Here is a 26,344-nt window from a genome sequence, read left to right on the forward strand (position 1 = left end):
GGTGGAGCCGGTGTCGGACCGGGGGAGGACCCCTCCTCGTCCGCCGGTAGCAACAGGCCATCCTTCCCGCAGGTGATCGCTCCCTGCGACGCCGGGCCGCGCGCCGCCGTACTCTGGGCGGTGAGCAGGGCAGTGGGGGCGGGGAGGAAGCCGGACGTGGGTGCAGTGAAGAGCAAACGGATGCCGCGCGCCGTGCGCGAGCAGCAGATGATGGACGCGGCGGTGCGGACCTTCGGGCAGCGCGGCTACCGGGCCGCCTCGATGGACGAGATCGCGGAGCTGGCGGGCGTCTCCAAACCGTTGGTCTACCTGTACCTGAATTCCAAGGAAGAGCTGTTCTCCGCCTGCATCCGCCGTGAGGCGAAGGCCCTGCTGGAGGCGGTCCGGGCCGGGGCGGAGCCGGGGCTGCCCGCCGACGGCCAACTGTGGTCGGGGTTGCGGGCGTTCTTCGTCCACACCGCCGAGAACCCGGACGGCTGGTCGGTCCTGCACCGCCAGGCACGCTCGCACGGGGAGCCGTTCGTCAGCGAGGTCGGCTCCATGCGGGCCGAGATCGTCGCGTTCGTCACCAGCCTGATCGGGGCCGCCGCCCGCGAGGCCCACAGCGACCCCGCACTCGCGGACCGGGACGTGGCTGGCCTCGCCCAGGCCCTGGTGGGGGCCGCGGAGTCACTGGCGGGCTGGGCCAACGACACCCCGGACGTCTCGGCGAAGGAGGCCGCGGCGACCCTGATGAACTTCGCCTGGGCGGGCCTGGAGAACCTGATGCACGCCCGTCCCTGGACGCCTCCGGCCTGATCCGGACGACACCCCCTAGCCTCTCCGGCCCACCGACCCCACGAGGTGCACGCGCCCGTCGGCGCTCCGCAGTGCGAAGGCGTTCCCGGGGGCGTCGGCCGCGTACGTCACGGTGGCGGGCAGCAGGACGGGAGCCCTGAACTCGGCTCGTACGGAACGTATTCCGGCTGGATCGCCGGCCTCGGCGAGGCACCGGGCGACCGTCCACATGCCGTGCGCTATGGCCCGGGGGAAGCCGAACGGCCGGGCGGTCAGCGGGTGCAGGTGGATCGGGTTGCGGTCGCCTGAGACGGCTCCGTACCGCCGCCCGAGATCCCCGGGCAGCCGCCATTCGGCGACGGTGGGCAGGCCCTCGGCAGTCGGGGCGGACGACCGTGAAGGCGCTGCCCGGTCCGCCGTCGCCGGGGTCGCCGTCGCCTGCCGGTGCCGGGACAGATAGCCGCTGCGCGACTCCCACACCAGCTCCCCGCCCACCCGCGCCTCGGTCGTCATCGTGACCTCGGTGCCCCGTCGGTGCGGGGCCAACTCGGTTGCGTACGAGGTTAGTTCGAGCGGCTCGGTGGGCTGCACGGCCCGGTGCGGGGCGATCTCGATCCAGGTGTGGACGAGCCCGAGCACCGGCAGTGGGAACGTGCGGCCGGTCATCAGCCGCATGGTGAGCGGGAAGGCCAGGACATGCGGGTACGTGAGGGGAAGCGGACCGGCCTCCGCGAATCCGCAGATCCTGCCGTACGCGGCGAGGGGGCCGGGCGCCACGGGCCCGGACGGACGGGTGAGGCGGCCCGGGGGCAGTGTGGCGTCCGGTCGCCCGGCCCGCTTGAACGGTGCGGAGAGGGCCCCGCGCACGAGCGAGGCGCCGAGTGAGGTCATCGGTCTCACGCCCCCAGCAGGCTCTGGCCGCACACGCGCAGCACCTGACCGTTGACGGCGCCGGAGTCGGGCCCCGCGAACCAGGCGACGGCCTCGGCGACGTCGACCGGAAGGCCGCCCTGGGAAAGGGAGTTCATCCGGCGGCCCGCCTCGCGGATGAGGAACGGCACGGCGGCGGTCATCTTCGTCTCGATGAACCCGGGTGCCACCGCGTTGACCGTGACCCCGTGTACGGCGGCGGCGCGCGGGCCGAGCGAGCGGACGAGGCCGATGACGCCCGCCTTGCTGGCCGCGTAGTTGGTCTGGCCGTCGTTGCCCGCGATGCCCGCGATGGAGGCGGTGGCGACGATCCGGCCGCCCCGGTTGAGGGCGCCCGACGTCAGGAGCTCGTCGGTGGTGCGGAGCACGCTGTCCAGGTTGACCTCGATGACCTGGGCCCAGCGGTCGGCCGGCATGTTGGCGAGGCGGCGGTCGCGGGTGATGCCCGCGTTGTGGACGAGGACGTCGAGCCCGTCCGGTACGGCGGCGGCGATGCGGGCCGCGGCATCGGGTGCGGTGATGTCCAGCGGCAGTGCGGTGGCCCCGAGCCGGTCGGCGGTGCGCACCAGGTCGTCCTGGGCCCGGGGGACGTCCAGTGCGATCACGTGGGCCCCGTCGCGGGCCAGCACCGAGGCGACGGACGCGCCGATGCCCCGGGCCGCTCCGGTGACCAGGGCGGTGCGGCCGGTGAGGGGGGCGTCCCGGTCGGTCACCGATCCGGGCGCGGCGGTGGTCAGCTCGATCACCTGGCCGCTGACGTACGCGGACCGGGGGGAGAGGAGGAAGCGGAGGGTGGACTCGGCGGCCGCCGGCGTTCCGCCGTCCGGGATCCGCAGGAGCTGCGCGGTGGCGCCGCGCCCGATCTCCTTGCCCAGCGACCGGACGAAACCCTCCAACGCCTGCTGGGCGGCGGCCTGATGGTGGTCCTCGGAGGACGGCGGCGTGCCGAGGACGACGATCCGGCCACCGGGAGCCAGCGACCGTACGACGGGATGGAGGGCGGCGTGCACCTCGGCGAGGCCCCGGGCTGAGGTGACCGCCGTGGCGTCCAGGACGATTCCGGCGGGCCGGGCGGCCTGCGCGTCGGCCGTCGGCCCGGTCGTGGCCAGCACCTTCGCCAGCTCGTCCCGGATCGCCGAGGCCCCGGCGGTCAGATGCAGCAGCGGCCCGTCCAGGCTCGGGGTCCGAAGGGTCCAGCGGCGCAGCGGGGCGGGCTGCGGCAGACCGAGCCGCCGGGTGAGGAAACGGCCGGGTGCTGTGCCGGTGAGGTGGAGATAGCGATCGGCCATTGTCCTGACTCCCTGCTCGGTCGTAGATTTACTCTTGAGTAAGGTTACTCAAGAGTCAGGAGCTGGTCGAGATGAACAATCCCGGACCGACCGAGACGAGACGGTCACCGTGACGACGCCCCGCCCGTTGATTCCTCTCGCCCTGCCGCAGCCGCGCCGCGTCGCGGTCGTCGGCGGCAGCCGCACTCCGTTCGCCCGCTCCGACGGCCCGTACGCGACCGCCTCCAACCAGGACCTGCTGACGGCCGCGCTGGACGGTCTGGTGGAGCGGTACGGCCTGGCCGGCGACCGGGTCGGGATGTTCGTCGCGGGCGCGGTCCTCAAGCACAGCCGGGACTTCAACCTGGCGAGGGAGACGGTCCTCGGCTCCGCGCTCGACCCGCGCACCCCGGCGTACGACATCCAGCAGGCGTGCGGCACGGGCCTCCAGGCGGTGATAGCCGCCGCGAACACCATCGCGCTCGGGGCCGCCGACTCGGCGATCGCGGGCGGCTCCGACACCACCAGCGACGCCCCGCTCGGCGTCAACGACGAACTGCGCCGCATCCTGCTCGCCGCCCGCCGGGCGAAGACGACGGGCGCCCGCCTGGGGGCCCTGGCCGCCGTCCGCCCCCGCCACCTCGTCCCGGACATCCCGCGCAACGCCGAGCCGCGCACCGGCCTGTCGATGGGCGAGCACGCCGCCGTCACCGCGCGCCGCTGGGCGGTGAGCCGCGAGGACCAGGACCTGCTGGCCGCCACGAGCCACCAGCGCCTGGCCGCCGCGTACGAACGAGGCTTTCTCGACGACCTGGTGGTCCCCTCCCGGGGCCTGGAGCGCGACCAGAACCTGCGTCCGGGATCGACGGCCGCGAAACTGGCCGGGCTGAAGCCGGTGTTCGGGACGTCCGGCCCCGACCCCACCATGACGGCGGGCAATTCGACGCCACTGACGGACGGGGCGGCGACGGTCCTGCTGGCGACGGAGGAGTGGGCGCGGGAGCGGGGCCTGGAGCCGCTCGCGTACCTCTCCCTGTACGAGACGGCGGCGGTGGACCACGTGGACGGCGACGACGGCCTGCTCATGGCCCCGGCGTACGCGGTGCCGCGCCTGCTGGAGCGGGCCGGTCTCGGCATCGAGGACTTCGACCTGTACGAGATCCACGAGGCGTTCGCCTCCCAGGTGCTGGCGACCCTCGCGGCCTGGGAGAAGCAGGGCCTGGCCCCGGTGGACCGGACCCGCCTGAACGTGGCCGGGTCCTCCCTGGCCACCGGCCACCCCTTCGCCGCGACGGGCGCCCGGATCGTGGCGACGCTGGCGAAGCTCCTGGCGGAACGGGAGGGCCCGGGACGCGGCCTGGTCTCGATCTGCGCGGCGGGCGGCCAGGGGGTGACGGCGATCCTGGAACGCCCCTGACCCGCGTCCTTCTGTCGCCTCTTCCGCCTCTTCCGCCTCTTCTGCTTCTACTGCCGGACGGACGACCCGGCGAACCGACCCGCCCGACCCCCGAACCGAGGAGCCGCACGTGTCAACGCCCCCTTCATCCGCCACGACCGCCCCTGCCGCATCGCCGCCCGTCCTGGTCGAACCGACGAAGAAGCGCGGCCCCGACGGCGGGGTCCGGGAGGTCTCCGTACCGAAGTTCGCGCCGACCGTGGAGCGCGGCTCGCTGGCCGAGATCCCGTTCGACAACGCCAGGGAGGCCCCGGGCGACGCCGTCCTCAGCCGCAAGGACGCCGAGGGCGTCTGGCAGGACGTGACGGCGGCCGAGTTCGCCGCCGAGGTACTGGCGGTCGCCAAGGGCCTGATGGCGGAGGGGCTGCGGGCGGGGGACCGGGTCGCGATCATGGCCCGGACGACGTACGAGTGGACGCTGCTGGACTTCGCGTCCTGGGCGGCAGGGCTGGTGACGGTCCCCATATACCCCACCTCCTCCGCCTTCCAGACCCGCTGGATCCTCCAGAACTCGGGCGCGGTGGCGTGCGCGGTGGAGACGAAGGAACAGGGCCGGCTGATCAGCCGGGAGCGCAAGCAGCTCGGCGACCTGGCGCATCTGTGGCAGTTCGACACGGGGGCGATCGGCCAGCTCAAGTCCCTCGGCAAGGACATCCCGGACGCGGCGGTGGCCGCCCGCCGGGCCTCCCTGGAACCGGACACCCCCGCCACTCTGATCTACACCTCGGGCACCACGGGCCGCCCGAAGGGCTGTGTCCTGACCCACGGCAACTTCTTCGCCGAGGTCGACAACGCGATCGAGCTCCTCCACCCGGTCTTCAAGTCGGTCTCGAAGGACCCGGCCTCCACCCTGCTCTTCCTCCCCCTCTCGCATGTCTTCGGCCGCATGGTGGCGATCGGCTGCATGCGGGCGAGGGTCCGCCTGGGCCACGCCCCCTCCATCCGGACGGAGGACCTCCTCGCCGACCTGGCCGGCTTCCGCCCCACCTTCCTCCTGGCCATCCCGTACGTCCTGGAGAAGGTCTACAACACGGGCCGGGCGACGGCAGAGAAGATGGGCCGGGCCTCCTCGTTCGACCGTGCGGCCCGTATCGCCCAGCGCTACGGAAAGGCGGTCGAGGCCGCCGAACACGGCACCGGACCGGGCCCCGGTCTCGGCCTGCGCGCCGCCCGCGCCCTGTACGACCCGCTGGTCTACCGCCGTATCCGGGCGGCGCTCGGCGGGAGGGTCCGGTACGTGATCTGCGGCGGCTCCCCGCTGGGCCGCCGGCTCGCCGCGTTCTACGAGGGCGCGGGCATCGGCATCTTCGAGGGCTACGGCCTCACGGAGACCACCGCCGCCCACACGGTGACCCCGCCCCTCAAACCCCGCCTGGGCACCGTTGGCTGGCCGCTGCCCGGCACGTCGGTGCGCATCGCGGACGACGGCGAGGTGCTCCTGAAGGGCGGCCAGGTCTTCCGGGGGTACTGGGACGGCGAACGGGCGGAGGCGACCCCGGCGCTCCTGCCGGACGACTGGTTCCCCACGGGCGACCTGGGCGCGCTGGACGAGGACGGTTATCTGGCGATCACGGGCCGCAAGAAGGACATCATCATCACGTCGGGCGGCAAGAACGTCACCCCGGCCCCGCTGGAGGACTGGCTGCGCGCCCACCCCCTGGTCAGTCAGTGCATGGTCGTCGGCGACAACCGCTCGTTCATCACCGCCCTGATCACCCTGGAGCCGGACGGTCTGGAGCACTGGCGGCGGATGACCGGGAAACAGGACATCCCGATGCGGGACCTGGTCCACGACGAGGACCTGCTCACCTCGCTCCGGAAGGCGGTCGACGAGGCCAACCGCCTGGTCTCGCGGGCCGAGTCGATCCGTAAGTTCACGGTCCTGCCGGTCGACTTCACGGAGGAGAGCGGCCACCTGACGCCGTCGCTGAAGCTGAAGCGGGACGCGATCGCACGGGACTTCACGGGGGAGATCGAGGCGCTGTACCGGAAGTGAGGGGGCTCCGTCCCCGGTCGGCCGGTTCCCGATCGGCCGGGAACCGGGTCAGGCAGCCCGGAGCACGTCACAGGAGCAGTGGCGGAATTCCAGACCGAGTTCGCGGTCCACGGCCGCGCTCGAACGCGTGGCGGCGTCGGAGACCTTCTCCCAGGAGCCGTACTTCAGATAGAGCTGGTCCGCTGTCGGGCCGAGCGGGTTGCCGTACTTCTTCTGGTTGCGTGCCTCCAGTTCCGCGACCTGCTCCCGGGTCATGCCGGCGCGGACGACGTCCTTGGCGTCGTTGCGCATCTGGACCAGGGTGCGGGCGATGTCCTCCTCCGAGCGCCCTTCGGCGCGCATGGCGCACTCCGTGCGCTCCATGTCCTCAAGCAGGTCGTGATAGCGCATCCGCTGATCGCGGGCGACCTCGCGCTCCTGCGGCGTCTCGCTCCGGATCTGGCACACGACCGGTTCCGGACTGGTGCAGTCACCGTGGTCCGGGGCTGCCTGGGAGACGGGGGCGACGATGACCGAACCGCAATCGGCGGACGATGCGCACGGGTGCGCCGTGTGCTCGGCGGCAGAGGCGGACTGAAGGGGAAGGAAGACGACTTGGGCGACCAGCAGCGTGGGAACCACGCGGCGGGCCAGCGAACGCAGACGGTTCAGGGACATGCGCTCATCGTTCGGCACACCACGACGAGACCGGAGCATGGCGAGGCCGGAACGCCCCTGCGGGCGGCCGACTCCACTCCGCCGGGTGAAGCCGGCCGCGGGCAGGCGCTGCGGCGGGTGCCCTTCTCACAGGTCGTCGGGCAGCAACCGGAACGCCTTGTGCCCGGTCAGTGGCCGGACCATACGGAAGTGGCGGTCGGAGGTGAAGACGACCTCGGTACCGTACGCGGCGGCCAGCGCGACGTTCATCGCGTCCGCCAGCCCGGTGCCTTTGCCGCCGTCAGCGTCCAGGTATCCCTCCGCGACGGCGATCGCCGCGCTCAGGTGTGGGCCGACTGCGGGGATCTCGAACCTGCGGGTGGCTGCGTTGCGTTCGATGAACCGTGCTGCCGTCAGGGCCTTGTCGGCCCCGGCCTTCGTGGTGATCAGGTAGTCCAGCTCGGCCAGGACGAACGGGGAGATGATCAGGTGGCTGATGGCGCCCAGCGCCTTCTTGTGCGCCTCGTGGCCGGTGAGTCTCGGGTCGAGGAGCCGGTAGAGGGCGTTGGTGCCGGCGACGGCGACCAGGCTCACGATCCCATCCCCTGGAGCGTGTCTTCGATCTCCTCGTCGGTGAGATCAGGAAGGCTCAGGTCGGGGAGGTGTATGGCGCCCATGGGGTCGGTGGGGTAGGGAGGAACGTCATCGTCGGTGATGGGCACGACGCGCGCGACGGCGGTGCCGTTCTTGGTGACGGTGATGGTCTCGCCGCGTGCTGCCGCGGCGAGGATCTGTGAAGATCTCTGGTTGAACTCGCGGGCCGTGGTCTCCATGTACTACATGATACTACCTCTCCCGCCGGGGCAATGGTGACGCCCGCGACAACCGGTTGACGCCCATCTGGGGGCCTCGCTCCAGCCGTTCGCGCCCTTGGCGTCGTACGCATGCACGCCCTGGCCGTCTTCAAGGCGCTGGTGGCCCGGGTCGACGTGCCCTCCGGCGACGAGGAGCCTTCCGCCCGGCAGCTCGTCTCGGAAAGCTCGCCGTAGTCCTGATGAGTTCCGGGGAAAGCGCGGCTCGCCCGGACCCGGCCAGCGGGCCACTCCGGCAGGAAGAGGAGCCTCGGGTGTGAGCGGGTGGAGGAGCACCACGGATACGGGCTTTGAGCCGACCGAGTCGGTTCCCTCTCGGTACAGCAGCTTGGCGTCCTTGCTGAAAGTGATCACCGGCCCTCTGGCATCCGCTCTGGTCTCCCGGCCGTGATACGTCGCCATGGTGGCCGCGCGAGGTCCCGTGGCGCTCGCAGAATGGCTGGTCACGGGCGCAGGCTGTGCGGGACCCTGGGCGTATGCCTCGACGCCTGATGTTCGTGCAGTTGAAGACCGGTTTCAACACCGACCGCGGGCCCTCGTGGATCGCGTGGGTGAACTTCTCGAAGACCTGGAGCACCGCGAACTTTCACGGCAGGACACTGCGCCGGGCCGGGGGGATGTTCGGGGCGAACTTCTACGACGTGCGGACCGACGAGGAGTTCTGGATCTCCGGGCCGAAGAGGGACCGCACCGACACCCGTTACGGCCCCGCCAGCCCGGAGATCGAGCCGGAAGCCGTCGGGACCTATCACGCGTTCCTGGAGGGCGCGCCCCTGCCGGGCCGGGAGAACGGCTAGAGCGTGTTGCAGAAGGCTGTGGTGCGGTTATTTCTCCTGTATGGGTGGGGTATTGCGGGCTGAGACGGTGTGGGCGGAAACGTTCACCAGGCTGCGGAACCGTCTCCCTATCACTTCGCACGCATCGACCGCCTTCGCGCCGTGCTCGCGGCCGGTGCCGGGCGGTGGTCGGACGTCGCCGCGACGGTCGGCTACTACGGGCAGCCCCACGTGACGGCCGAGTTCCGCCCCTTCATGGGCGTCCCGCCGGCCGTGTTCACCGTGGGCGGCGTCCCGCAGTAACTCCTTGCACTGCCTGAGAGGGGGGATCGGCGTCTATGCAATGCTTGCCCCATGGACATGGGGCGTGAATCGCGTTGGGAGAAGGACGCGCTGACCGTTGAGATCGTGTTCGCAGTGGTGAGCGGAGTCCTGCTCGGACTGCTGGTATTCGGCGCCGTGGTCCTCCCGGCGTTGGTGTGGGATCTACCTCAGCAGGCGAATTCTGCCCTGCGGATGGCCGGTGGAGCCGTAGGACTGATCTGCGCTGCTTGGAGAATGGTCCGCGTGGTATGGCGCCACGACGCATACCGTCGAGCCGGTCGATGAACAGCTCCGAGCCGAAGGGCTGAGGCGGCCGGCCCCACGGCCCACTGTGAAGTCTTGGGGCTCCGTACGTGCCGGGATGCGCGGAGGCCGCCCGTCGGCTGGTCCAGGCCGACGCACGACATCTTCGACTGCCGTAGGACGAAAAGCGGTTCAGAACTGGAGTGCGCGAATCAGGCGTCGCGCGGTCCGGGCGTCGACCGAGCCCAGTTCCAGGATGTGCGACGCGTCCCCTCGTACGGATGCGGAGAGGACGCCGCCGCCTGTGGCCTGCGGGAAGACCTGGCCGAGCATGGTCCTCACGGCGTCGGTGTCCGGCTGCACGGTGGTCGGCGGCACCGCACCCAGAAGCCGGGCCAGCCGTGCCGCGTCCTCGACCTGGACGGGCCCCAGAGTGATGCGGCCCTGCCGGACCCGCAGCCCGGGGAGCTCGATCCGGTGTGCCGCGCGGATTTCCCGCAGGACACGGGCGGCCTTCAGCGTGCGCTCGGTCCCGGTACGGATGAGGCGGGCCAACTGCCGTGCGTCAACCGGGTCGAGAGGCGTGATGCGTACGAGGTCACCCACCTCCGCATCCGTGACTTCCGCGCGCAATCCTGCCTCGCTGAGCGCGGCTCGCGGTTCCGCCGAGGGCGACGGCGGTGCGGGCGTGGGTGTGTCGTTCATCCGTGGCTCCTGAGCGGCGGGTCGGTCGGTAACAGAGGGAGGACGGAGACCGGGTACGCCGTCCAACGCCAGGTCCTGTCGGGGGTGGGCAGCTCGTACGCGTAACCCTGGCCCCGCCGCGGGCTCTTCACGGCGGCCTCGGCACTCCGGTGGTCACCGAGACAGGACCAGGCCCGGTGAAAGGTGTCACGGTCGAGTCGCGGCGTCAGTCGTCGCACGGATGCGCGCATCCAGGCCACGGCCTGACCGGGCGCGGTGGTGACCAGGTCGTCCGGAGGCTCTGCGGGCGGCGCGGGGTCGACATCCGCGTGACACCAATAGGTGCGCGGCAGCGGCCTGTTCACGTGGCGGGCACGGGTGCCGTGGTGCGGATGTCGGCCCAGACGTCCTTGCCGTCCCGCCGCATCACCGTCCCGCACTGCGCCGCGAGCGCCGCGATCAGGAGCACCCCGCGCCCGCTCTCCTCGCTCCAGTCGGGGTCACGACGCTCGGGCGGCGCGGTGCCGGAGCCGCTGACGGTGACCCGGACGCCGTCCGGCCTGCGCCGCAGGGTGATGGTGCAGAGCGGCGACCCGGTGTGGTGCATGGCGTTGGTCAGCAGCTCGTGGGCGCAGAGCGTGGCGGCGTCGCTCAGGTCGCGCAGGTCCCAGAGTTCTAGGTGCGCGCTGACGATGCGGCGCATGATCGCGAGCGTCTCGGGGCGGGCGACGAGTTCCTGGCGGTGGTCGGGCAGGTCCAACTCGATGGTGGGGGTGATGGCCATCGGTTCCTCCAGAACGAAGTGAGTGCCGCGCACGCGGTCGACATTCCGTGATCGGGTGGGCGCTGTTGGTTACGGGAGGATAGTGGTGTGCGAAGCATCTCTTAGGCAAGTATTTCTTCGCGGCTTCATCTGGGAGGGTGCAATATTCCGAAGTGTGTTGTGCCTGAGCGAACTTGGCCGCCAGGATGACGCCATGGCTCAGAGCGACATGCCCACGATGCGGAGCCGCCGACTCGGCGGTGAACTGCGACAGCTCCGATTGGACGCCGGTCTCAAGGTCCAGGACGCGGCGGAGGCCCTGGAGTGTGGGCAGCCGAAGATCAGCCAGATCGAGAACGGCAAGCGGGGCATTCGCCCGCTCGACCTGACGACCCTCCTCAACCTCTACGGAGTGGAGGACGAGCGGCAGCGGGCCAGCCTGAAGCGGCTGGCGAAGGAGATCCACAAGGTCGACTGGTGGAGCGGGCAGGGGCCGTTTCTCCACGATGTCCTGAAGGACTACCTGATGCTGGAGGCGGACTCGCAAGCGGTCCGCACGTTCGAACCGATGGTCATTCCGGGGTTGCTCCAGACCGAGGCGTACATGCGCCACCTGTACGCGGTGGCGTCACCGGCCGACCAAGTGGAATCCCTCGTCGATACCCGCATGAAGCGCAAGGAGTTGCTCGGCGACAAGCTCGGCTTCAGGCTCCGAGCCGTGATCGACGCCCCCGCACTACACCGCATCGGAGGTGGGCCGGACCTGATTGCCGGGCAGTTGGACCACCTGCTGGAGGCAGGTTCGTCGTCGAATGTCAGCATTCAGGTGCTGCCGCTGAATTCCGCCCTGCCGATGGAGCAGTACGCGCCGTTCACCGTCTTCGGGCTACAGGCCGATCCGCCGGTGGAAGTGGTGTGGTTGGAGCACATCACCGGTGGTACGTTGCTGGAGCAGCGCCCCGATGTGCAGGCGTATATCAAGGCGTGGGACGAATTGACCGCTGCCGCTCTGTCACCCACTGCATCCCGGCAGTACATTCGCGACCTCATCGAGAAAACGAGATCATGATCGAGGAATCGGCTCCCCGAGTTTCGGAGACCGAGCTTGAACGTGCACGCTGGCACAAGAGCACGTACAGCGGGTCGAACAACGGCTGCGTCGAGCACGCCCTTTTGGCCTCCGGCCGTCACGCGATCCGCGACACCAAGGACCGAACCCTCGGCGCGCACACTTTCGCCCCCGCCCAGTGGCAGGCCTTCATCGCCGCCGTACGGGACAGCCTTCTCTGAAAAGCGTTACCAGAGCGTAGAGGTGGACACAGCAGATGGCGCGATACGGCCTGCCCGACAGTGCCTGGGTGAAGTCTTCGTACGGCGGTGACAACGGCGGATCGTGCGTCGAGACCCAACCGACGCCGGGGCGGCTCTGGCAAGGTGCGTGCGGTGTCTGGACCTGTTCGGCCACTCGACGCGCACCTTGAGTCAAGTCCTCCTGGGAGTAACTTGGTTGACATGCCTGTGGTGGCGGGATGCGTGCCGGTCGCGGCTGTGGCCCCGGGCCGGGAGGCGCGGGGCCACAGCACATCCGCGGGAGCGGCTCAGTCCGCGGTCGACCGGGGTGGCGTCCCCGTCAGCGTGGCCAGGTACGCCCGGGCCGACAGTGCGGGCCGGGTGAGCGGAGCGGCCTGGCCGGCCCAGAGGGCGGCGAGGTCCGGGCGGCCCTGGGTGGCCGCCGCGACCCGGACCGGCTGCATGAGGAGGCTCTGGAGCGGGTACGCCGGCACGGCCCCCTCGTGCGCGGCCATCTCCCGTACGAACCGGTTCGGGATGCCCCGGGCCGGGCGGCCCGAGTAGAGCCGGGTGAGCACCGTCGAACGCGCCTCGGCGCTGTGCAGCGCCCGCTTGTGGACGGCCGGTGCGCCGGACTCCTCGGTGGCGAGGAATCCCGTACCCACCTGTACGGCGTCGGCCCCCAGTGCCAGCGCGGCGGCCACACCCCTGGCGTCGGCGATGCCGCCCGCCGCGACCACCGGAACCGAAACCGCGTCGGTGACCTGTGGAACCAGCGAGAACGTCCCCACCAGCGACTCCGCCACCGGCCGCAGGAACGCCCCGCGGTGCCCGCCCGCGTCGCTGCCCGAGGCGACGACCACATCGACGCCCGCTCGCTCCAGCGCCACGGCCTCGTCCACCGTGGTCGCCGTACCGATCAGCACGATGCCGCGCCGCCGTGCCTCCTCGATCACGCGTACGGGCGGTACGCCCATCACGAAGCTGATCACCGGTGGCGCCGCCGCGAGCAGGGCGTCGGCCTGGTCGTCGAAGGCGGGGTGCTCCACCGTGCCCGCGGCGTCGGAGTGCGACGGTGGCAGGGGGAGGCCCAGCTCATCGGCGTACGGGCGCAGCCGCTCGCCGTGAGCCGTCAGCTCGGCCGTTCGGAAGGAGGACCGCTCTCCCTCCTGCGGGACCCAGAGGTTCACTGCGAACGGTCGTTCCGTCGCGGCCCGTAGCTTCCCGACCACCTCTGTGATCGCGTCAGGGGCCATGATGTGCGCCCCGTACGAGCCGAGACCGCCCGCCTCGCTGACCGCCGCCGCCAGCGCCACGGTCGACAGTCCGCCGCCGAACGGCCCCTGGATGACCGGGTGCCGGAGCCCCAGCAGCTCTCCGAGCCGACCGGCGCTCATGCCGCGGCCAGATGCGAGGCGGCGGGATGTGCGGTGGCCTCCCGGCCGTGGGCGAAACGGAGTGCGGTGCGCGCCACCCGGCTGCCGAGGTGATGGGCCGTACGGAGGTCGGAGTCGCCGGGTGCCTCGTCGGGGCCGAGGTCGGAGGGGGACTGGGCCATGGCGCCGAGGAAACCTCCCAGGCGGTTGAGTTCGTCCGGGGTGCCGGTCGAGGTGTAGGCCCAGCCGGGCAGCAGTCCGAGGGAGATCCAGTGCATGCCGTGCTGCCCGGCCAGGACGGCCATGGAGAGCAGCGCGTTGTCCTTGTTCCCGTTGAGGCCGGCGGAGTTGGTGAAGCCGGCCGCGAGCTTGTCCTGCCAGCCGCGAGCCGCCCAGACCGTACTGCTGGCTTCGGCGAACTGCTGGAAGGCGGCGGAGGTGGCGCCCATGTAGGTCGGTGAGCCGAAGATGATCGCGTCGGCCGCCTCCAGGGCCGCCCAGAGGTCAGGGTCGAGCGTGGTCACGTCCCGTAGATCGGCCGCCGCCCCGGCCACCGAGTCGACGCCCGCCGCGACCGCCGCCGCCTGGCGGGCCGTGTGCCCGTAGCCGCTGTGGTAGGCGATGGCGATGGAGGCGGTGGGAGGCCGGATGTCATCGGGGGCGGCGGTGTCCGTGGACGCGGGCGCGGGGTGTCCGGGCATGAGGTCTCCAAGATCGACGGCGGGCTGGTCCCGCCACCGTGAACGACTCTAGACGACCGGTCAACTAAAAGCATCCGCAGACGCCTGCCTTCTTTAGTTGACCGGACGTATACTCGCTGCCATGGGACGTACCAGCACCGCGAAGGAACGACTGGTCGGCGCGGCGGAGGAGCTGATGCGCGGTCGCGGCTACGGTAGCCTCGGCGTCGCCGAGATCTGCGCCAGGGCGGATGTCAGGAAGGGCAGCTTCTACCATTTCTTCGCGTCCAAGCAGGCTTTGACGGTGGCGGTGGTCGACGGCTACTGGGAAGCTCAACGTGCTTGCTGGCGGGAGGAGTTGGACGGAGAAGGTCCCGCCCTGGAGCGGCTGGAACGGTTGCTGGCCGCGATGACAGGGGTCCAGTGGCGGACGAAGGAGCAGTCGGGGGCCGTCGAGGGCTGCATGCTGGGCAACCTCGCCCTGGAACTGAGCACCCAGGAACCGGACGTACGGGCCCGGCTGGAGGAGGTCTTCGACGAGCAGATCCGCCTCGTGGAGGGCGCGCTCGCCGACGCGGCGGCCGAGGGGGCCATTCCCGGCGGCCGCGCCACCACGCGGACGGCCCAGGCGGTCATCTCGCAGCTGGAGGGCCTGGTCCTCCTCGCCAAGCTCAAGAACGACCCGGCGGTCCTGGATGGGCTGTGGCCGCACACGTTGCTGCTGCTTCAGGCGGCGGCCCCGGCGTAGGGCACCGAACGCGGGGCCGGCCGCGCCCGGTGCATTGGGCGGCAGGGCAGGTCCGCCGGAGCGGCCCTGCGCCCCCACCCGGTCCTCCACCTGCGCCCTCGTCGGCTCGATGACCGCGTGCGAATCGCGTAGCCGGACCTGCTGCGCCCGGTCGGTCACGGGCATCCCGAACTGGTCGGCATCCGGCCGGCCGCGGCGCTCGTGCTCCCACCGGGCCTGCTCGGTCTCCTTCCTCAGATACCCCGGGCCGTACTGCCGGACGTCCGTCCCGATGACCGGCTCGCACCGGTCGGGGAGCTGACGCCGGACGTACGGCGGGAGTTTCCCGGCCGCGGCGGCGGACAGGCGTTATCGCAAGCAGACGGAGAGCGCGAAAAGGTGCGGTCGCTCTCCGGGGCTGCGCCTTTCCAGTGATCAACGCCACGGGAAGCCTTCCACGCCCCTTGTCTGATGACCTGTCAGGTATGACGATGGCGGCCGTCACCCGGGGCGGGGAACGCCCCGGGGCCGAAGGGGAAGGAGGCCGCCGTGCCGATACCGCCCAGCGGGCCGCTGTCGTACGGGATGCAGTTGCCGGTCCAGTCGCAGAGCGTCATCTACGCGGAACCCTGGGAGGCGGCGGCGACCTCCGCCGATCTCGTCCGCGTCGCCCGCGCCGCCGATCGCGGCGGCTTCGCCTACATCGCCGGCTGTGACCATGTCGCCATCCCGCGACGGCTCGCCGACGGCATGAGCACCGTCTGGTACGACCCCGTCGCCACTCTCTCGTTCCTCGCCGGGGTCACCGAGCGCGTCCTCCTGATGAGCCATGTCGCCGTCGTGGGACTGCGTCACCCGCTCGTCACCGCCAAGCAGTACGCCACCCTCGACCACCTCAGCGGCGGGCGGTTGATCCTCGGGGTCGGGGCCGGGCACGTACGGGAGGAGTTCGAGGCGGTCGGGGCGGACTTCGACGGGCGCGGCGCCGTCCTCGACGAGAGCATCGACGCGCTGCGGGCCGCGCTCGGGCCGGAGGAATACCCGGAGTTCGCGGGGGAGCGGTTCTCGTTCGGCGGGCTCGGGCAGCTGCCCCGGCCCGTCCAGGAGCGGGTGCCGGTCTGGGTGGGCGGCTCCTCGCCCGCCGCCACGCGCCGGGCCGCCGTACGCGGGGACGGGTGGCTGCCGCAGGGTGATTCCCGGGAACGGCTGCCCGCGCAGATCGCCAGGGTGCACGCCCTGCGGGAGGAGGCGGGTGTCGAAGCGCCGATCGTCATCGGCGCGATCACCGAACCGCTGTACGTCGGTGAGCCCGGGTGGTCCGTCGGGCGGCGGACGCTCGCCGGAAAGCCCGAGGCGCTCGCGGAGTCGCTGCGGGAGTACGCGGCGATCGGCGTGCACCAGATCCAGGTGCGTTTCCGCAGCCGGAGCGTGGACGAACTGACCGATCAGATGGCGGCGTTCGGTGCGGACGTGGCCCCTGGTCTCGACGGGTAGGGGAGAGCGTCATGGGCAAGCTGGACGGGCGGGTCGTCCTGGTCACCGGGGCGGCGCGCGGGCAGGGCGAACAGGAGGCGCGGCTCTTCGCGGCCGAGGGTGCGCGGGTCGTCGTCGCCGATGTGCTGGTCGAGCAAGGAGAGGCGCTGGCAGAGGAGTTGGGTCAGGACGTCGCCCGGTTCGTCCGGCTGGACGTGGGGAGCGAGGAGGAGTGGGCCGCCGCCGTCGCCGTGGCCAAGGAAGCCTTCGGGAAGATCGACGGGCTCGTCAGCAATGCGGGCATCCTGCGCTTCAACGAGCTGGTCAGCACCCCGCTGGAGGAGTTCCAGCAGGTGGTCCAGGTCAATCTGACGGGGGCGTTCCTCGGGATCCGGGCCGTCGCGCCGGAGATCGAGGCCGCGGGCGGCGGGACGATCGTCAACACGTCCTCGTACACCGGCCTGACCGGCATGCCGCTGGTCGGCGCGTACGCCGCGACCAAGCACGCGGTGCTGGGCCTCACCAAGGTCGCCGCCATGGAGCTGGCGGGGAAGGGCATCCGGGTCAACGCGGTCTGCCCGGGGGCCGTCGACACCGCGATGAGCAACCCGGCCCTGCTGGACGCGGGTGCCGACCTGGCGGCGTCGAGCGCCGCCCTGGACGCGTACTACCGCAAGCTCGTGCCGCTGGGGCGGATCGGCCGGCCGGAGGAGGTCGCCGCGCTGGTCCTGTTCCTGACCTCGGGGGACTCCTCGTACATCACCGGGCAGCCGTTCGTCATCGACGGGGGGTGGCTGGCCGGGGTCAGTCCCTTCTGACGCACGCCCGAGCACGTTGCCTGACGGGGCATCAGGTATTGACGGGCCGCAGCGGTGGTGGAACAGTCGGTCGCATCACGATCTGACGATGCGTCAGAGAACTCAGGAAACTTGAGGACGGTGAACCTCCGTGGAATTCGGGCTCTTTGTTCAGGGGTACGTGCCCGCCGCGCGTGCCAAGGTGGACCCCGAGGCAGAGCACAAGGCGCTGATCGAGGAGACCGAGTACGTCATCCAGGCGGACAAGTCCGGCTTCAAGTACGCCTGGGCCTCCGAGCATCACTTCCTGGAGGAGTACTCGCACCTCTCCGCCAACGACGTGTACCTCGGCTACCTCGCGCACGCCACCGAGCGCATCCATCTCGGCTCCGGCATCTTCAACCCGCTCGCGCCCGTCAACCACCCGGTGAAGGTCGCCGAGAAGGTCGCGATGCTCGACCACCTCTCCGAGGGGCGCTTCGAGTTCGGCACCGGGCGGGGGGCGGGCAGCCACGAGATCCTCGGGTTCATGCCGGGCATCACCGACATGAACCACACGAAGGAGCTGTGGGAGGAGACGATCGCCGAGTTCCCCAAGATGTGGCTCCAGGACGAGTACGTCGGCTTCCAGGGCAAGCACTGGTCGCTGCCGCCGCGCAAGATCCTGCCGAAGCCGTACGGGAAGTCCCACCCGGCCATGTGGTACGCGGCCGGGTCGCCGTCCTCGTACGCCATGGCGGGAAAGAAGGGGCTCGGCGTGCTGGGCTTCAGCGTGCAGAAGGTCTCCGACATGGAGTGGGTCGTCGAGTCCTACAAGAACGCGGTCAAGGACGCGGAGCCGGTAGGGGCGTTCGTCAACGACAACGTGATGGTGACGTCCACCGCGATCTGCGCCGAGACGCACGCCGAGGCGGTGGAGATCGCGGTGGGCGGCGGGCTGAACTACCTCCAGTCGCTGCTGTTCCGCTACCACGACACGTTCCCCCGGCCGGAGGGGATTCCGGAGTGGCCGCAGTTGCTGCCGGAGTACACCGAGGAGATCGTCGAACTGCTCATCGCGGAGGAGCTGATGATCTGCGGCGACCCGGACGAGGTGCTGAAGCAGTGCCGGCGTTGGGACCGGGCGGGGGCGGACCAGTTGAGCTTCGGGCTGCCGATCGGGATCAGTCCCGAGGACACGATGAACACGATTCGGCTGATCGGGGAGCACGTGATTCCGCAGATCGATACGGATCCCGTGCACCGGACCTCGCGGTTCCGTAGTTCCAGCCCCTCCGGCGTCTGAGGAGCGGGGGTACGGGGGCGGAGCCCCCGCCGAGCCCCCGCCGACAAGCCGGGCGGCGTCTTCCCGGACCGTCGCCCTGTGAGCCGGGGTGCGTACCGCGGCCCGAAGCGTGCGCACCCCGGCTGTCCCACCCGGGCCGCATCACGGACAGACCTATGCGAAGGGAACCGTCATGCTCGACCACCTCATCCGCCGCGCGACCGTCGTGGACGGCACCGGCGGCCCCGCCCGCACCGCAGACGTCGGCATCCGCGACGGCAGGATCGCCGTCATCGCCGAGCCGGGGACGATCACCGAAGAAGCCGTCACCGGCGAGGACGCCGACGGGCTCGTCCTCGCCCCCGGGTTCGTCGACCCGCACACCCACTACGACGCCCAGCTCTTCTGGGACCCCTACGCCACCCCCTCCATGAACCACGGCGTCACCACCGTCGCCGGCGGCAACTGCGGGTTCACCCTCGCACCCCTGAACCCCGACCGGCCCGAGGACGCCGACTACACCCGGCGGATGATGTCGCGGGTCGAAGGCATGGCGCTCGCGGCGCTGGAGGAGGGCGTCGACTGGACCTGGTCGACCTTCCGCGAGTACCTCGACGCCCTCGACGGCCGTATCGCCGTCAACGCCGGGTTCATGGTCGGGCACTGCGCCCTGCGCCGGCACGTCATGGGCGTCGACGCGGTCGGCGGGCAGCCCACCCCCGCGCAGCTGGACGCCATGCTCGCGCTGTTCCACGACGCGATGGACGCCGGAGCCTGGGGGCTCTCCACCACCCAGTCCGCCACCCACTCCGACGGTGACGGCGAGCCCGTCGCCTCCCGGCACGCCCGCCCCGAGGAACTGCTCGCCCTCTCCCGGGCGGTCGGCGAGCACGAGGGGACCCAGCTGGAGGCGATCGTCGCCGGGTGCCTGGACCAGTTCTCCGACGAGGAGATCGACCTCTTCGTCGACATGACCGCCGCGGCCGGACGCCCGCTCAACTGGAACGTCCTCACCATCGACGCCGCCGTCCCCGAACGCGTACCGCGCCAGCTGATCCCCAGCGAACGCGCCCGCCGCGCGGGCGGCCGGATCGTGGCCCTCACCATGCCGATCCTGACGCCGATGAACATGTCGCTCGGCACCTTCTGCGCCCTCAACCTCATCCCCGGCTGGGGCGAGATCCTCGCCCTCCCCGTCCCCGAGCGCATCGAACGGCTCCGCGACGCCGGCACCCGCGCCGAACTGCTGCGCCGCGCCGACAGCAAGGTGGCCGGGGTCTTCCGGCGGCTCGCCAACTTCGGCCGGTACGTCATCGGGGACACGTACAGCGCCGCCAACGAAGGCCTCGGCGGGCGCGTCGTCAGCGACATCGCGGCCGAGCGCGGCCAGGACGCCTTCCACTGCCTGGTGGAGATCTGCGCCGCCGACGACCTGCGTACGGTGCTGTGGCCGATGCCCACCGACAACGACCCGGACTCCTGGGCGCTGCGGCAGCGGACCTGGGAGCACGAGGACGTCCTGCTCGGCGGCTCCGACGCGGGCGCGCACCTGGACCGGATGTGCGGGGCGCCCTACACGACCCGCTTCCTCGGCGACTGCCTGCGCGGGCGCGGGCTCGTCCCGCTGACCACCGCCGTCAGGATGCTCACCGACGACCCGGCCCGGCTCTTCGGGCTGCGCGAACGCGGCCGGATCGAGGAGGGCTTCCACGCCGACCTCGTCCTCTTCGACCCCGAGCGCATCGACGCCGGACCCGCCACCCTCGTCCACGACCTGCCCGGGGACAGCCCGCGCCTGGATTCCAAGGCCATCGGGATCGTCTCCGTACGCGTCAACGGGATCGAGACCCTGCGCGACGACAAGGTGACGGGGGCGGTGCCGGGGACGGTGCTGCGCTCGGGCCGCGACACCCGGACGGTGAGTACGGCGTGAGCCCCCAGCCAGGAAGCCCCGCCCCCGGGAAGCTGTTCATCGACGGCGAGTGGACCGAACCCGCCGACGGGCACTACGAGGTGATCGACCCGGCCACCGAGGAGGTCGTCGGCCTCGCCCCCGAGGCGAGCCGCGCCCAGGTGTACGAGGCCGCGGCGGCGGCCCGGGAGGCGTTCGGGGCCTGGTCGCTGACGCGTCCCGAGGTGCGCGCGGCGATCCTGGACCGGGCGGCGGACCTCGTCCAGCGCGACTTCCTCGCCCACGCCGAAGTCGCCCGCGCGGAGAGCGGAGCCACCGCCTCCACCGCCCGGGGCATGCAGGTGGGGGTGGGCGTCGCGCGCTTCCGGCGGTACGCGAAGGGGGCGCTGGAGCCCGTCGAGGAGGCCATCGCGCCCCAGATCAACGAGGCCGGGCCGATGGGGCGGGCCGGGGTCTTCGGGGCGCTGGCCGCCCGCCGGCCGGTCGGCGTGGTCACCTGCGTCACCTCGTACAACAACCCCTGGGCCAACCCGGCGGGCAAGGTCGCGCCGGCGCTCGCGATGGGCAACACGGTCGTGGTGAAGCCCGCCCCGCAGGACCCGCTCTCCGTCTACCGGATGGCCGCAGCCCTCGCGGAGGCGGGCGTTCCGCCGGGCGTCGTGAACGTCGTCACCGGGTCGGGCGCGGAGGCGGGGGAGGCCGCCGTCGACTTCCCGGACGTCGACATGGTCAGCTTCACCGGCTCCACCGCCGTCGGGCAGCGCATCGCCGAGGTGTGCGGGCGCGGGATGAAGCGGCAGCTGATGGAGCTGGGCGGCAAGGGCGCCGCGCTGGTCATGGAGGACGCGGACCTGGACGCGGCGGTCGCGGGGATCGGCACGACGTTCTCCTTCTACAGCGGACAGATCTGTACCGCTCCGACCCGTGTCCTGGTCCACCGGTCCCGCCAGGACGAGCTGATCGCCGCACTGGCCGCGTACGCGAACCGCCTCACCGTCGGCGACCCCTCCGACCGGGCCACCGTGGTCGGCCCGGTGATCTCCGCCGCCCACCGCGACCGCGTCGAGGCGTACGTGGAGCTGGGCCGGAAGGAGGGGGCGCGGGTCGTCACGGGCGGCGTCCGTCCCGGCCACCTGGACCGGGGCTTCTACGTGGCCCCCACCCTCCTCGCCGACTGCACCCATGACATGCGGGTCGTCCGCGAGGAGATCTTCGGGCCGGTCGTCGTGGTCGTCCCCTTCGACGACGAGGAGGAGGCCGTCGCGCTGGCCAACGACAGCGACTACGGCCTCATCGACTACGTGTGGTCCGGCGACGTGGCCCGCGCCTTCCGGATCGCCCGCCGGCTGCGCGCGGGCGGGGTCGGCGTCAACACGGTCGGCCGGAACATGGAGGCACCGTTCGGCGGGTTCAAGAAGAGCGGGGTGGGGCGGGACGTGGGCTCGTACGCGCTGCACGCCTACAGCGAGACGCAGGCGATCGTCTGGCCGGGCTGAGGTCACGGTCACGCGGCGCGGGAGAATTTTCGATTCGGCACAGGACGACCAGTGCTGCGATCTTCTCGGCGTGGTGCTGATGGTCGCGGTGGAGCGCCGCAGCCCGGTGTTCTTCCGGGGCGAGGTCCTGACGAAGGAGACCCCGGCCCTCGTGGTCGAGGACTGAGGTCTCCGGTACGGCGTGTGCCGGTACGGCCTGTCCGATACGGCGTCTCCCGGTACCGGGTCCCGCGGTCGCTACGGCCGCCAGTAACCCAGCGCGTTCACCCGGTCCTTGGGCAGGCCCAGTTCCTTGCGGAGGTACGCCGACAGGGTCCGGGTGGTCGACGTGTCGCAGGCGACCCAGACGTACGCGTCCGAGTGGTCCTCGCCCAGCAGCCCCGGCAGGGCCGCCTTCACCTCGGAGACGAGATGCGCGCCCGCCTCGCGGCGCTCCACGTGGTGCAGGGTGTGGTGGGCCTCGTCGAGGCGGAACGGCAGTTTCCGGTCCTCCTCGTGCGCGGTCTCGAACCAGATCGTCGCCGGGGTCGACGGGACCGCGTCCAGCAGGGAGTTGATCGCGGGCAGCGCCGCCGCGTCACCGATCACGAAGAGCCGCGAGGGTGCCGGGTCGGGCAGCGTGAAGCCCGTGCCCTGAAGTGTCGCGTCGATCGTGTCGCCGGCCTTCGCCTCCCGCGCCCAGGTGCATGCGGCCCCTTCGTGCAGGGCGAATTCCAGACTGAAGGTGCCGGCCTCCGGATCCGGGTCCACCAGGGTGTAGCCGCGCTGATGCGGCTTGCCGTTGTTCTCGAACCACAGCCGCACCCACATCGTCGGGTGGGCCCCGCCGGTCGCGGCGAGCAGCCCGCCGTCGGTCATGTGCACCCGCCGGAAGCGGTCGGTGACCTGTTCCGCGCCGGTCACCGTGAACGTGAAATCACGCCCCCGGAGCAGTTTGAGAACGACGCCTTCCCAGCCATGACCCACGGTGTCTCCTGCCTAGCCCCGGTGCCCCGGCCCACTGCCCAGAGGGTCACTTTAGGTTAGGCTAGCCTAAATTTCGGGGGCTGGGGAGTGGCTGAAAAGCACCGGGAGCAGGGATGGGCAGAGCGATGACCGCCGACGTCGACAGCGAGAGGCCGGGCGAGAGGCCGAGCGACGGCTTCGAGGTGTTCCGCGACGACTGGGGGATCCCCCACCTGCGGGCCGCCGACGCCCTCGTGCTGGCCCGCGCCCAGGGCCGCGTCACCGCCCTCGACCGGGCCTGGCAACTGGAGACCGAACGGCACCGGGTGCTCGGCACCTCCGCTTCCCACCTCGGTGCGGAAGCCGTCGACTGGGACCGGTTCGTCCGGCGGGCCCGGATCGCCGACACCGCCCGCCGCTGCTTCGACCGCCTCGCGCCCGAGACCGCCGCCTGGGTGGGCGCGTACGTCGAAGGCGTCAACGAGGGCCTCGCCGAAGGGGCCGCCCGCGCAACCGAGTTCGCCGCCGTGGGCCTCGCCCCCGGCCGCTGGGAGCCCTGGACCCCGCTCGGCGTCTGGCTCTCCACCCACATCCTGTTCGCGGGGTTCCCGACCAAACTCTGGCGCGAAGAGGTCGCCCGCCGGCTCGGCGAGGACCGGATGACCCTCTTCGCCACCGACGGCCCCGGCACCGCGGGCAGCAACGGCTGGCTGCTCACCGGAGCCCGCACCGCCACCGGCGCCCCGCTCCTCGCGGGCGACCCGCACCGCTTCATCGAGGACCCCGGCGTCTACCAGCAGATCCGCCTCGCCTGCCCCGAGTTCGACGTCGTCGGCCTCGCGGTCCCCGGCATCCCCGGCATCGCCCACTTCGGGCACACCGGCGGCGTCGCCTGGGCGATCACCAACGCCATGGCCGACTACCAGGACCTGTACCGGGAGCAGGTGCGCCGCACCCCGGACGGCGGGGTGGAGGCGCTCGGCCCGGACGGCTGGTACCAGGCCCACGCCCACACCGAGACGATCGAGGTGGCGGGCGCGGACCCGGAGACGGTCGAGGTGATCGAGACGGACCGGGGGCCGGTGATCATCGGTGAGGCCACCGGAGCGGAGATGGGCGGAGAGAGGGCTGCCGGAGAGGACGAGGGCGCCGAACCCGCCTCCGACGCACCCGTCATCAGCCTGCGCTACCCGCCCCGCGTCACCGGCGAGCTCGGCTTCGACGTGCTGCCCGCGCTGCTCCGGGCCCGTACGGTCGCCGACCTCGACACCGCCCTCGACCGCTGGGCCGAACCCGTCAACGTGGTCCTGGCCGCCGACACCGCCGGGGGCACCCTGCACCGGGTCGCCGGACACGTCCCGGTGCGCCCGTACGCCAACCGGCTGCGGGTCGTCCCGGCCGAGGACCCCGCGTACGCCTGGCGCGAGGGCGAGGCCGTCCCCCTGCCCCGTACCGAGGTGGACGGCCCCGGCGGGATCGCCGTGATGGCCAACGAGCGCGGCCTCGCCGCCCCGCTCGGCGTCGAGTTCGCACCCCCGCACCGGGCCCACCGGATACGGGAGTTGCTCGGCGCGGGCACGGACTGGTCGCCCGACGCCCAGGCCGCCGTCCACACCGACACCCGCCTCGCCTCGTCCCGCCCGCTGCTGTCCCTGCTGGCCCGGGCCCCCGGCCTGGGGCCCGCCGCGAGACGCCTCCGGGACCGGCTGCTGCGCTGGGACCGCCACATGGACGCGGACAGCACCGACGCGACCCTCTACGCCCGCCTGCGCGCAGACGTCGTCCACCGACTGGCCGGCCACCCCACCCTGAGGGGCGTCACGGGCGCGGACGACCCGTGGCGCTCGGCCGCCTACCCGTCGCTCTTCCGGCCCTGGCTCGCCGCGGTCCCCCGAATCGGCTACGCCCTGGAGAGCCTGCTCACCGACGGACTCCTGTCGTACGAGGACCGGTCGGCGGTGGTCGCGGCCTCGGCCGATGCGGTCGCCGCGGCGGCCGAGGAGGTGCCGCCGGGCGCGTGGGGCGAGCTGCACCGGCTGTCCCCCTGGCAGGCCCTGCCGGACCTCACGCCCGACGAGGGAGAGATCCGGCCGGGGCTCGCGGGCGACCACGACTGTGTGCTGTCCACCTCCAGCGTCCCCGGCGTCACCGACCTGTTCGCCCGGGGCCCGGCGGCCCGTTACGTCTGGGACCTGGCCCGCCGCGAGGACAGCCGGTGGGTGGTCCCGTTCGGCGCGTCCGGAGTCCCCGGATCCGCCCACCACCGCGACCAGACGCCCCTGTGGGCACGGGGCGTGTTCGCCCCGGTCGTCACCGACTGGAACCTGCTGCACCGCACGACCCGCCACCCGGAGGAGAACCCCGCCATGACCGCCGCCGCCGAGCCCACCCCGCCGGCCCTCCGCGCCGCCGTCCACGAACAGAAGGTCGAGGGCTTCGGCGTGGTCCGCCTGGTCCCGGTCGTCCCGGCGGCCGACGTCGACCTGCTGCACGGCTGGGTCACCGAGGAGCGGGCCCGCTTCTGGGGCATGGGCGACCACACCCGCGAACAGGTTCGGGAAACCTACGAGTTCGTCGACTCGCTCCCCACGCACCACGCCTACCTCGCCCTGCGCGACGGGGTCCCGGCCGCGCTCTTCCAGACGTACGAGCCGCAGGCCGACCCGGTCGGCGAGTGCTACGACGTACAGCCCGGCGACTTCGGCATCCACCTGCTGATCGCGCCCGCCGAGGGCGAGGGAGCGGTGAAGGGATACACGGACGCCCTGCTCACCGTGTTCGTCGGCCATGTCTTCGGCGACCCGGCCCGCCTGCGGGTCGTCGTCGAGCCCGACGCCCGCAACGAGAAGGCCCTCGCCCGGATGGTCCGGGCCGGCTTCGAGCTGGGTCCGGAGATCGTGAAGCCGGAGAAGACGGCCCGGCTCGCGTTCCTGACGAGGGAGGCGGCATTGCGCCTCGGGTAGCGGCAGACCGCTCGGGGGCGGCTGCGGGCCGGCTCACGGGGGTGCGCCCTACGGGGCCCACGGGGGGCGGGCCCGCCCCCCGTCCGGTGTGCCCTACGGGGCCCTATGCGGGCGGGCCCGCCCCGTCCGGGTGCAGCGCGCCGCCCGGCCGGAACAGCCGCTTGGCCACCGCGTGCCCGCCCTCCGCCGCCATCCGGAACCACGGCTCCGCCGCCGCCAGCCCCTCGCGCTGCTCGACCAGCCGGCCCAGCTCCCACATCGACTCCACGTCTCCGGCCCGCACCGCCTGCCGCAGCAGTCGCCCGGCCGTGTCGGGACGCCCCTCGGCCCGCGCGGTCAGGGCGAGCGCGCGCAGCTTCCGTACCGCCCGGGCGTCCCCGGCGGCGGCCGCCGCCGCGAGCTCCCGCGGATCGGCGGGGCGGCGGGAACGGTTCCGGAACAGCAGCAGGATCCCGAGCACCCACATGATCCAGCTCAGGCCGATCAGTGTGCCGTTGCCGGTGATGACCCCGGTCAGACTCAGCGCGCCGCCCGCCGGCAACAGGAAGTACCCCAGCCCCAGCCCCGGTCCCATCGCAGCCCCTCTCCGTCCGGCTCCGGTTACGCGTGCATCCTCCCTTCCCGCTTCTCAGCCCGGTGTACCGGCCTCCGCGTCGAGGAAGACCGGGCTGGTGAGCGCCGCGCACGCACCGGGCG

General features: G+C 71.9%; 27 protein-coding genes. 16 read left to right on the forward strand and 11 right to left on the reverse strand.

The genetic code is table 11. The features are described from left to right. Positions 1-156: 156 nt before the first annotated feature. Positions 157-798, forward strand: coding sequence for a TetR/AcrR family transcriptional regulator (locus B9S58_RS08615; RefSeq protein ID WP_103531520.1), 642 nt, complete (start codon positions 157-159; stop codon positions 796-798). Between the two features lie 15 nt (positions 799-813). Here B9S58_RS08615 and B9S58_RS08620 read toward each other — a convergent pair whose 3' ends face one another. Both B9S58_RS08620 and B9S58_RS08625 read right to left on the reverse strand, forming a co-directional pair. Next, on the reverse strand, positions 814-1,668 hold the full coding sequence (locus tag B9S58_RS08620) for a MaoC/PaaZ C-terminal domain-containing protein (protein WP_103531521.1): 855 nt from the start codon (positions 1,666-1,668) through the stop codon (positions 814-816). A gap of 5 nt (positions 1,669-1,673) precedes the next feature. After that, positions 1,674-2,996, reverse strand: coding sequence for a 3-oxoacyl-ACP reductase (locus B9S58_RS08625; RefSeq protein WP_103531522.1), 1,323 nt, complete (start codon positions 2,994-2,996; stop codon positions 1,674-1,676). Between the two features lie 109 nt (positions 2,997-3,105). Here B9S58_RS08625 and B9S58_RS08630 point away from each other — a divergent pair, with 109 nt between their 5' ends. Then, complete coding sequence (locus B9S58_RS08630) at positions 3,106-4,392, forward strand: acetyl-CoA C-acetyltransferase (RefSeq protein WP_181009238.1); 1,287 nt, start codon at positions 3,106-3,108, stop codon at positions 4,390-4,392. A 109-nt stretch (positions 4,393-4,501) separates the two neighbouring features. Then, positions 4,502-6,427, forward strand: a complete 1,926-nt coding sequence (locus B9S58_RS08635; RefSeq protein ID WP_103531524.1) for a long-chain fatty acid--CoA ligase — start codon at positions 4,502-4,504, stop codon at positions 6,425-6,427. 48 nt (positions 6,428-6,475) lie between these two features. On the opposite strand, the gene B9S58_RS08640 is transcribed toward B9S58_RS08635, so the two are convergent. From B9S58_RS08640 to B9S58_RS08650, 3 genes are all read right to left on the reverse strand, one after another. Continuing rightward, a complete protein-coding gene (locus B9S58_RS08640) occupies positions 6,476-7,084 on the reverse strand; it encodes a hypothetical protein (RefSeq protein WP_103531525.1) in 609 nt (202 codons plus the stop codon). Between the two features lie 126 nt (positions 7,085-7,210). Then, on the reverse strand, positions 7,211-7,657 hold the full coding sequence (locus B9S58_RS08645) for a PIN domain-containing protein (RefSeq protein ID WP_103531526.1): 447 nt from the start codon (positions 7,655-7,657) through the stop codon (positions 7,211-7,213). Next, positions 7,654-7,896, reverse strand: coding sequence for a type II toxin-antitoxin system Phd/YefM family antitoxin (locus B9S58_RS08650; RefSeq protein ID WP_103531527.1), 243 nt, complete (start codon positions 7,894-7,896; stop codon positions 7,654-7,656). The genes B9S58_RS08645 and B9S58_RS08650 overlap by 4 nt, the downstream gene beginning before the upstream one ends. A gap of 515 nt (positions 7,897-8,411) precedes the next feature. Between B9S58_RS08650 and B9S58_RS08660 the strand changes: the two genes are divergently transcribed. The 3 genes from B9S58_RS08660 to B9S58_RS38425 all read left to right on the forward strand — a co-directional run bounded on the left by B9S58_RS08660 (position 8,412) and on the right by B9S58_RS38425 (position 9,320). Next, on the forward strand, positions 8,412-8,732 hold the full coding sequence (locus B9S58_RS08660; RefSeq protein ID WP_103531528.1) for a hypothetical protein: 321 nt from the start codon (positions 8,412-8,414) through the stop codon (positions 8,730-8,732). A 141-nt stretch (positions 8,733-8,873) separates the two neighbouring features. Next, positions 8,874-9,014 carry a hypothetical protein gene (locus tag B9S58_RS08665; RefSeq protein WP_258044242.1) on the forward strand — a complete coding sequence of 47 codons (141 nt, stop codon included), beginning with the start codon at positions 8,874-8,876 and terminating at the stop codon, positions 9,012-9,014. Positions 9,015-9,071: 57 nt separating this feature from the next. After that, positions 9,072-9,320 (forward strand): DUF6332 family protein, encoded by a 249-nt coding sequence (locus B9S58_RS38425; RefSeq protein WP_258044248.1) that lies wholly within the window; start codon positions 9,072-9,074, stop codon positions 9,318-9,320. A gap of 150 nt (positions 9,321-9,470) precedes the next feature. On the opposite strand, the gene B9S58_RS08675 is transcribed toward B9S58_RS38425, so the two are convergent. Together B9S58_RS08675 and B9S58_RS08685 are read right to left on the reverse strand one after the other, a co-directional pair. Beyond that, positions 9,471-9,983, reverse strand: coding sequence for a hypothetical protein (locus B9S58_RS08675; RefSeq protein WP_103531530.1), 513 nt, complete (start codon positions 9,981-9,983; stop codon positions 9,471-9,473). 340 nt (positions 9,984-10,323) lie between these two features. Further along, positions 10,324-10,746 carry an ATP-binding protein gene (locus B9S58_RS08685; protein ID WP_103531560.1) on the reverse strand — a complete coding sequence of 141 codons (423 nt, stop codon included), beginning with the start codon at positions 10,744-10,746 and terminating at the stop codon, positions 10,324-10,326. Positions 10,747-10,939: 193 nt separating this feature from the next. Here B9S58_RS08685 and B9S58_RS08690 point away from each other — a divergent pair, with 193 nt between their 5' ends. From B9S58_RS08690 to B9S58_RS08700, 3 genes are read left to right on the forward strand one after another with little or no spacing between them, the layout of a single operon-like run. Further along, entirely contained in the window at positions 10,940-11,794 is an 855-nt protein-coding gene (locus tag B9S58_RS08690) for a helix-turn-helix transcriptional regulator (protein WP_103531531.1), read from the forward strand. Then, complete coding sequence (locus B9S58_RS08695) at positions 11,791-12,015, forward strand: DUF397 domain-containing protein (RefSeq protein WP_103531532.1); 225 nt, start codon at positions 11,791-11,793, stop codon at positions 12,013-12,015. Before B9S58_RS08690 ends, B9S58_RS08695 begins: the two co-directional genes overlap by 4 nt. A gap of 35 nt (positions 12,016-12,050) precedes the next feature. After that, the gene (locus tag B9S58_RS08700) at positions 12,051-12,206 is read left to right on the forward strand and encodes a DUF397 domain-containing protein (protein ID WP_103531533.1); all 156 of its coding nucleotides are present in this window, start codon (positions 12,051-12,053) and stop codon (positions 12,204-12,206) included. Between the two features lie 117 nt (positions 12,207-12,323). On the opposite strand, the gene B9S58_RS08705 is transcribed toward B9S58_RS08700, so the two are convergent. Together B9S58_RS08705 and B9S58_RS08710 are read right to left on the reverse strand one after the other, a co-directional pair. Further along, complete coding sequence (locus tag B9S58_RS08705) at positions 12,324-13,412, reverse strand: nitronate monooxygenase family protein (protein ID WP_103531534.1); 1,089 nt, start codon at positions 13,410-13,412, stop codon at positions 12,324-12,326. Then, a complete protein-coding gene (locus B9S58_RS08710; protein WP_258044243.1) occupies positions 13,409-14,092 on the reverse strand; it encodes a flavodoxin family protein in 684 nt (227 codons plus the stop codon). The genes B9S58_RS08705 and B9S58_RS08710 overlap by 4 nt, the downstream gene beginning before the upstream one ends. Before the next feature lie 121 nt (positions 14,093-14,213). On the opposite strand from B9S58_RS08710, the gene B9S58_RS08715 reads away from it, so the two are divergent. The 6 genes from B9S58_RS08715 (at position 14,214) to B9S58_RS08740 (ending at position 21,740) form a co-directional block, all read left to right on the forward strand. Continuing rightward, positions 14,214-14,819 carry a TetR/AcrR family transcriptional regulator gene (locus B9S58_RS08715; RefSeq protein ID WP_103531535.1) on the forward strand — a complete coding sequence of 202 codons (606 nt, stop codon included), beginning with the start codon at positions 14,214-14,216 and terminating at the stop codon, positions 14,817-14,819. Positions 14,820-15,347: 528 nt separating this feature from the next. Next, complete coding sequence (locus B9S58_RS08720; RefSeq protein ID WP_103531536.1) at positions 15,348-16,292, forward strand: LLM class F420-dependent oxidoreductase; 945 nt, start codon at positions 15,348-15,350, stop codon at positions 16,290-16,292. A gap of 11 nt (positions 16,293-16,303) precedes the next feature. Continuing rightward, positions 16,304-17,089, forward strand: a complete 786-nt coding sequence (locus B9S58_RS08725; protein ID WP_103531537.1) for an SDR family NAD(P)-dependent oxidoreductase — start codon at positions 16,304-16,306, stop codon at positions 17,087-17,089. A gap of 130 nt (positions 17,090-17,219) precedes the next feature. Beyond that, entirely contained in the window at positions 17,220-18,353 is a 1,134-nt protein-coding gene (locus B9S58_RS08730; RefSeq protein ID WP_103531538.1) for an LLM class flavin-dependent oxidoreductase, read from the forward strand. A 172-nt stretch (positions 18,354-18,525) separates the two neighbouring features. Beyond that, on the forward strand, positions 18,526-20,265 hold the full coding sequence (locus tag B9S58_RS08735; protein WP_103531539.1) for an amidohydrolase family protein: 1,740 nt from the start codon (positions 18,526-18,528) through the stop codon (positions 20,263-20,265). Further along, complete coding sequence (locus B9S58_RS08740) at positions 20,262-21,740, forward strand: aldehyde dehydrogenase family protein (protein ID WP_103531540.1); 1,479 nt, start codon at positions 20,262-20,264, stop codon at positions 21,738-21,740. The genes B9S58_RS08735 and B9S58_RS08740 overlap by 4 nt, the downstream gene beginning before the upstream one ends. Before the next feature lie 237 nt (positions 21,741-21,977). Here the strand turns inward: B9S58_RS08740 and B9S58_RS08745 are convergent, their stop codons facing one another. Continuing rightward, on the reverse strand, positions 21,978-22,706 hold the full coding sequence (locus B9S58_RS08745; RefSeq protein WP_103531541.1) for a siderophore-interacting protein: 729 nt from the start codon (positions 22,704-22,706) through the stop codon (positions 21,978-21,980). Between the two features lie 125 nt (positions 22,707-22,831). Between B9S58_RS08745 and B9S58_RS08750 the strand changes: the two genes are divergently transcribed. Beyond that, the gene (locus B9S58_RS08750; RefSeq protein WP_103531542.1) at positions 22,832-25,648 is read left to right on the forward strand and encodes a GNAT family N-acetyltransferase; all 2,817 of its coding nucleotides are present in this window, start codon (positions 22,832-22,834) and stop codon (positions 25,646-25,648) included. Positions 25,649-25,751: 103 nt separating this feature from the next. Here the strand turns inward: B9S58_RS08750 and B9S58_RS08755 are convergent, their stop codons facing one another. After that, the gene (locus tag B9S58_RS08755; protein WP_103531543.1) at positions 25,752-26,222 is read right to left on the reverse strand and encodes a hypothetical protein; all 471 of its coding nucleotides are present in this window, start codon (positions 26,220-26,222) and stop codon (positions 25,752-25,754) included. Positions 26,223-26,344: the final 122 nt, after the last annotated feature.

It is taken from the genome of Streptomyces sp. SM11 (genome assembly GCF_002910905.1).
Classification (GTDB): domain Bacteria; phylum Actinomycetota; class Actinomycetes; order Streptomycetales; family Streptomycetaceae; genus Streptomyces.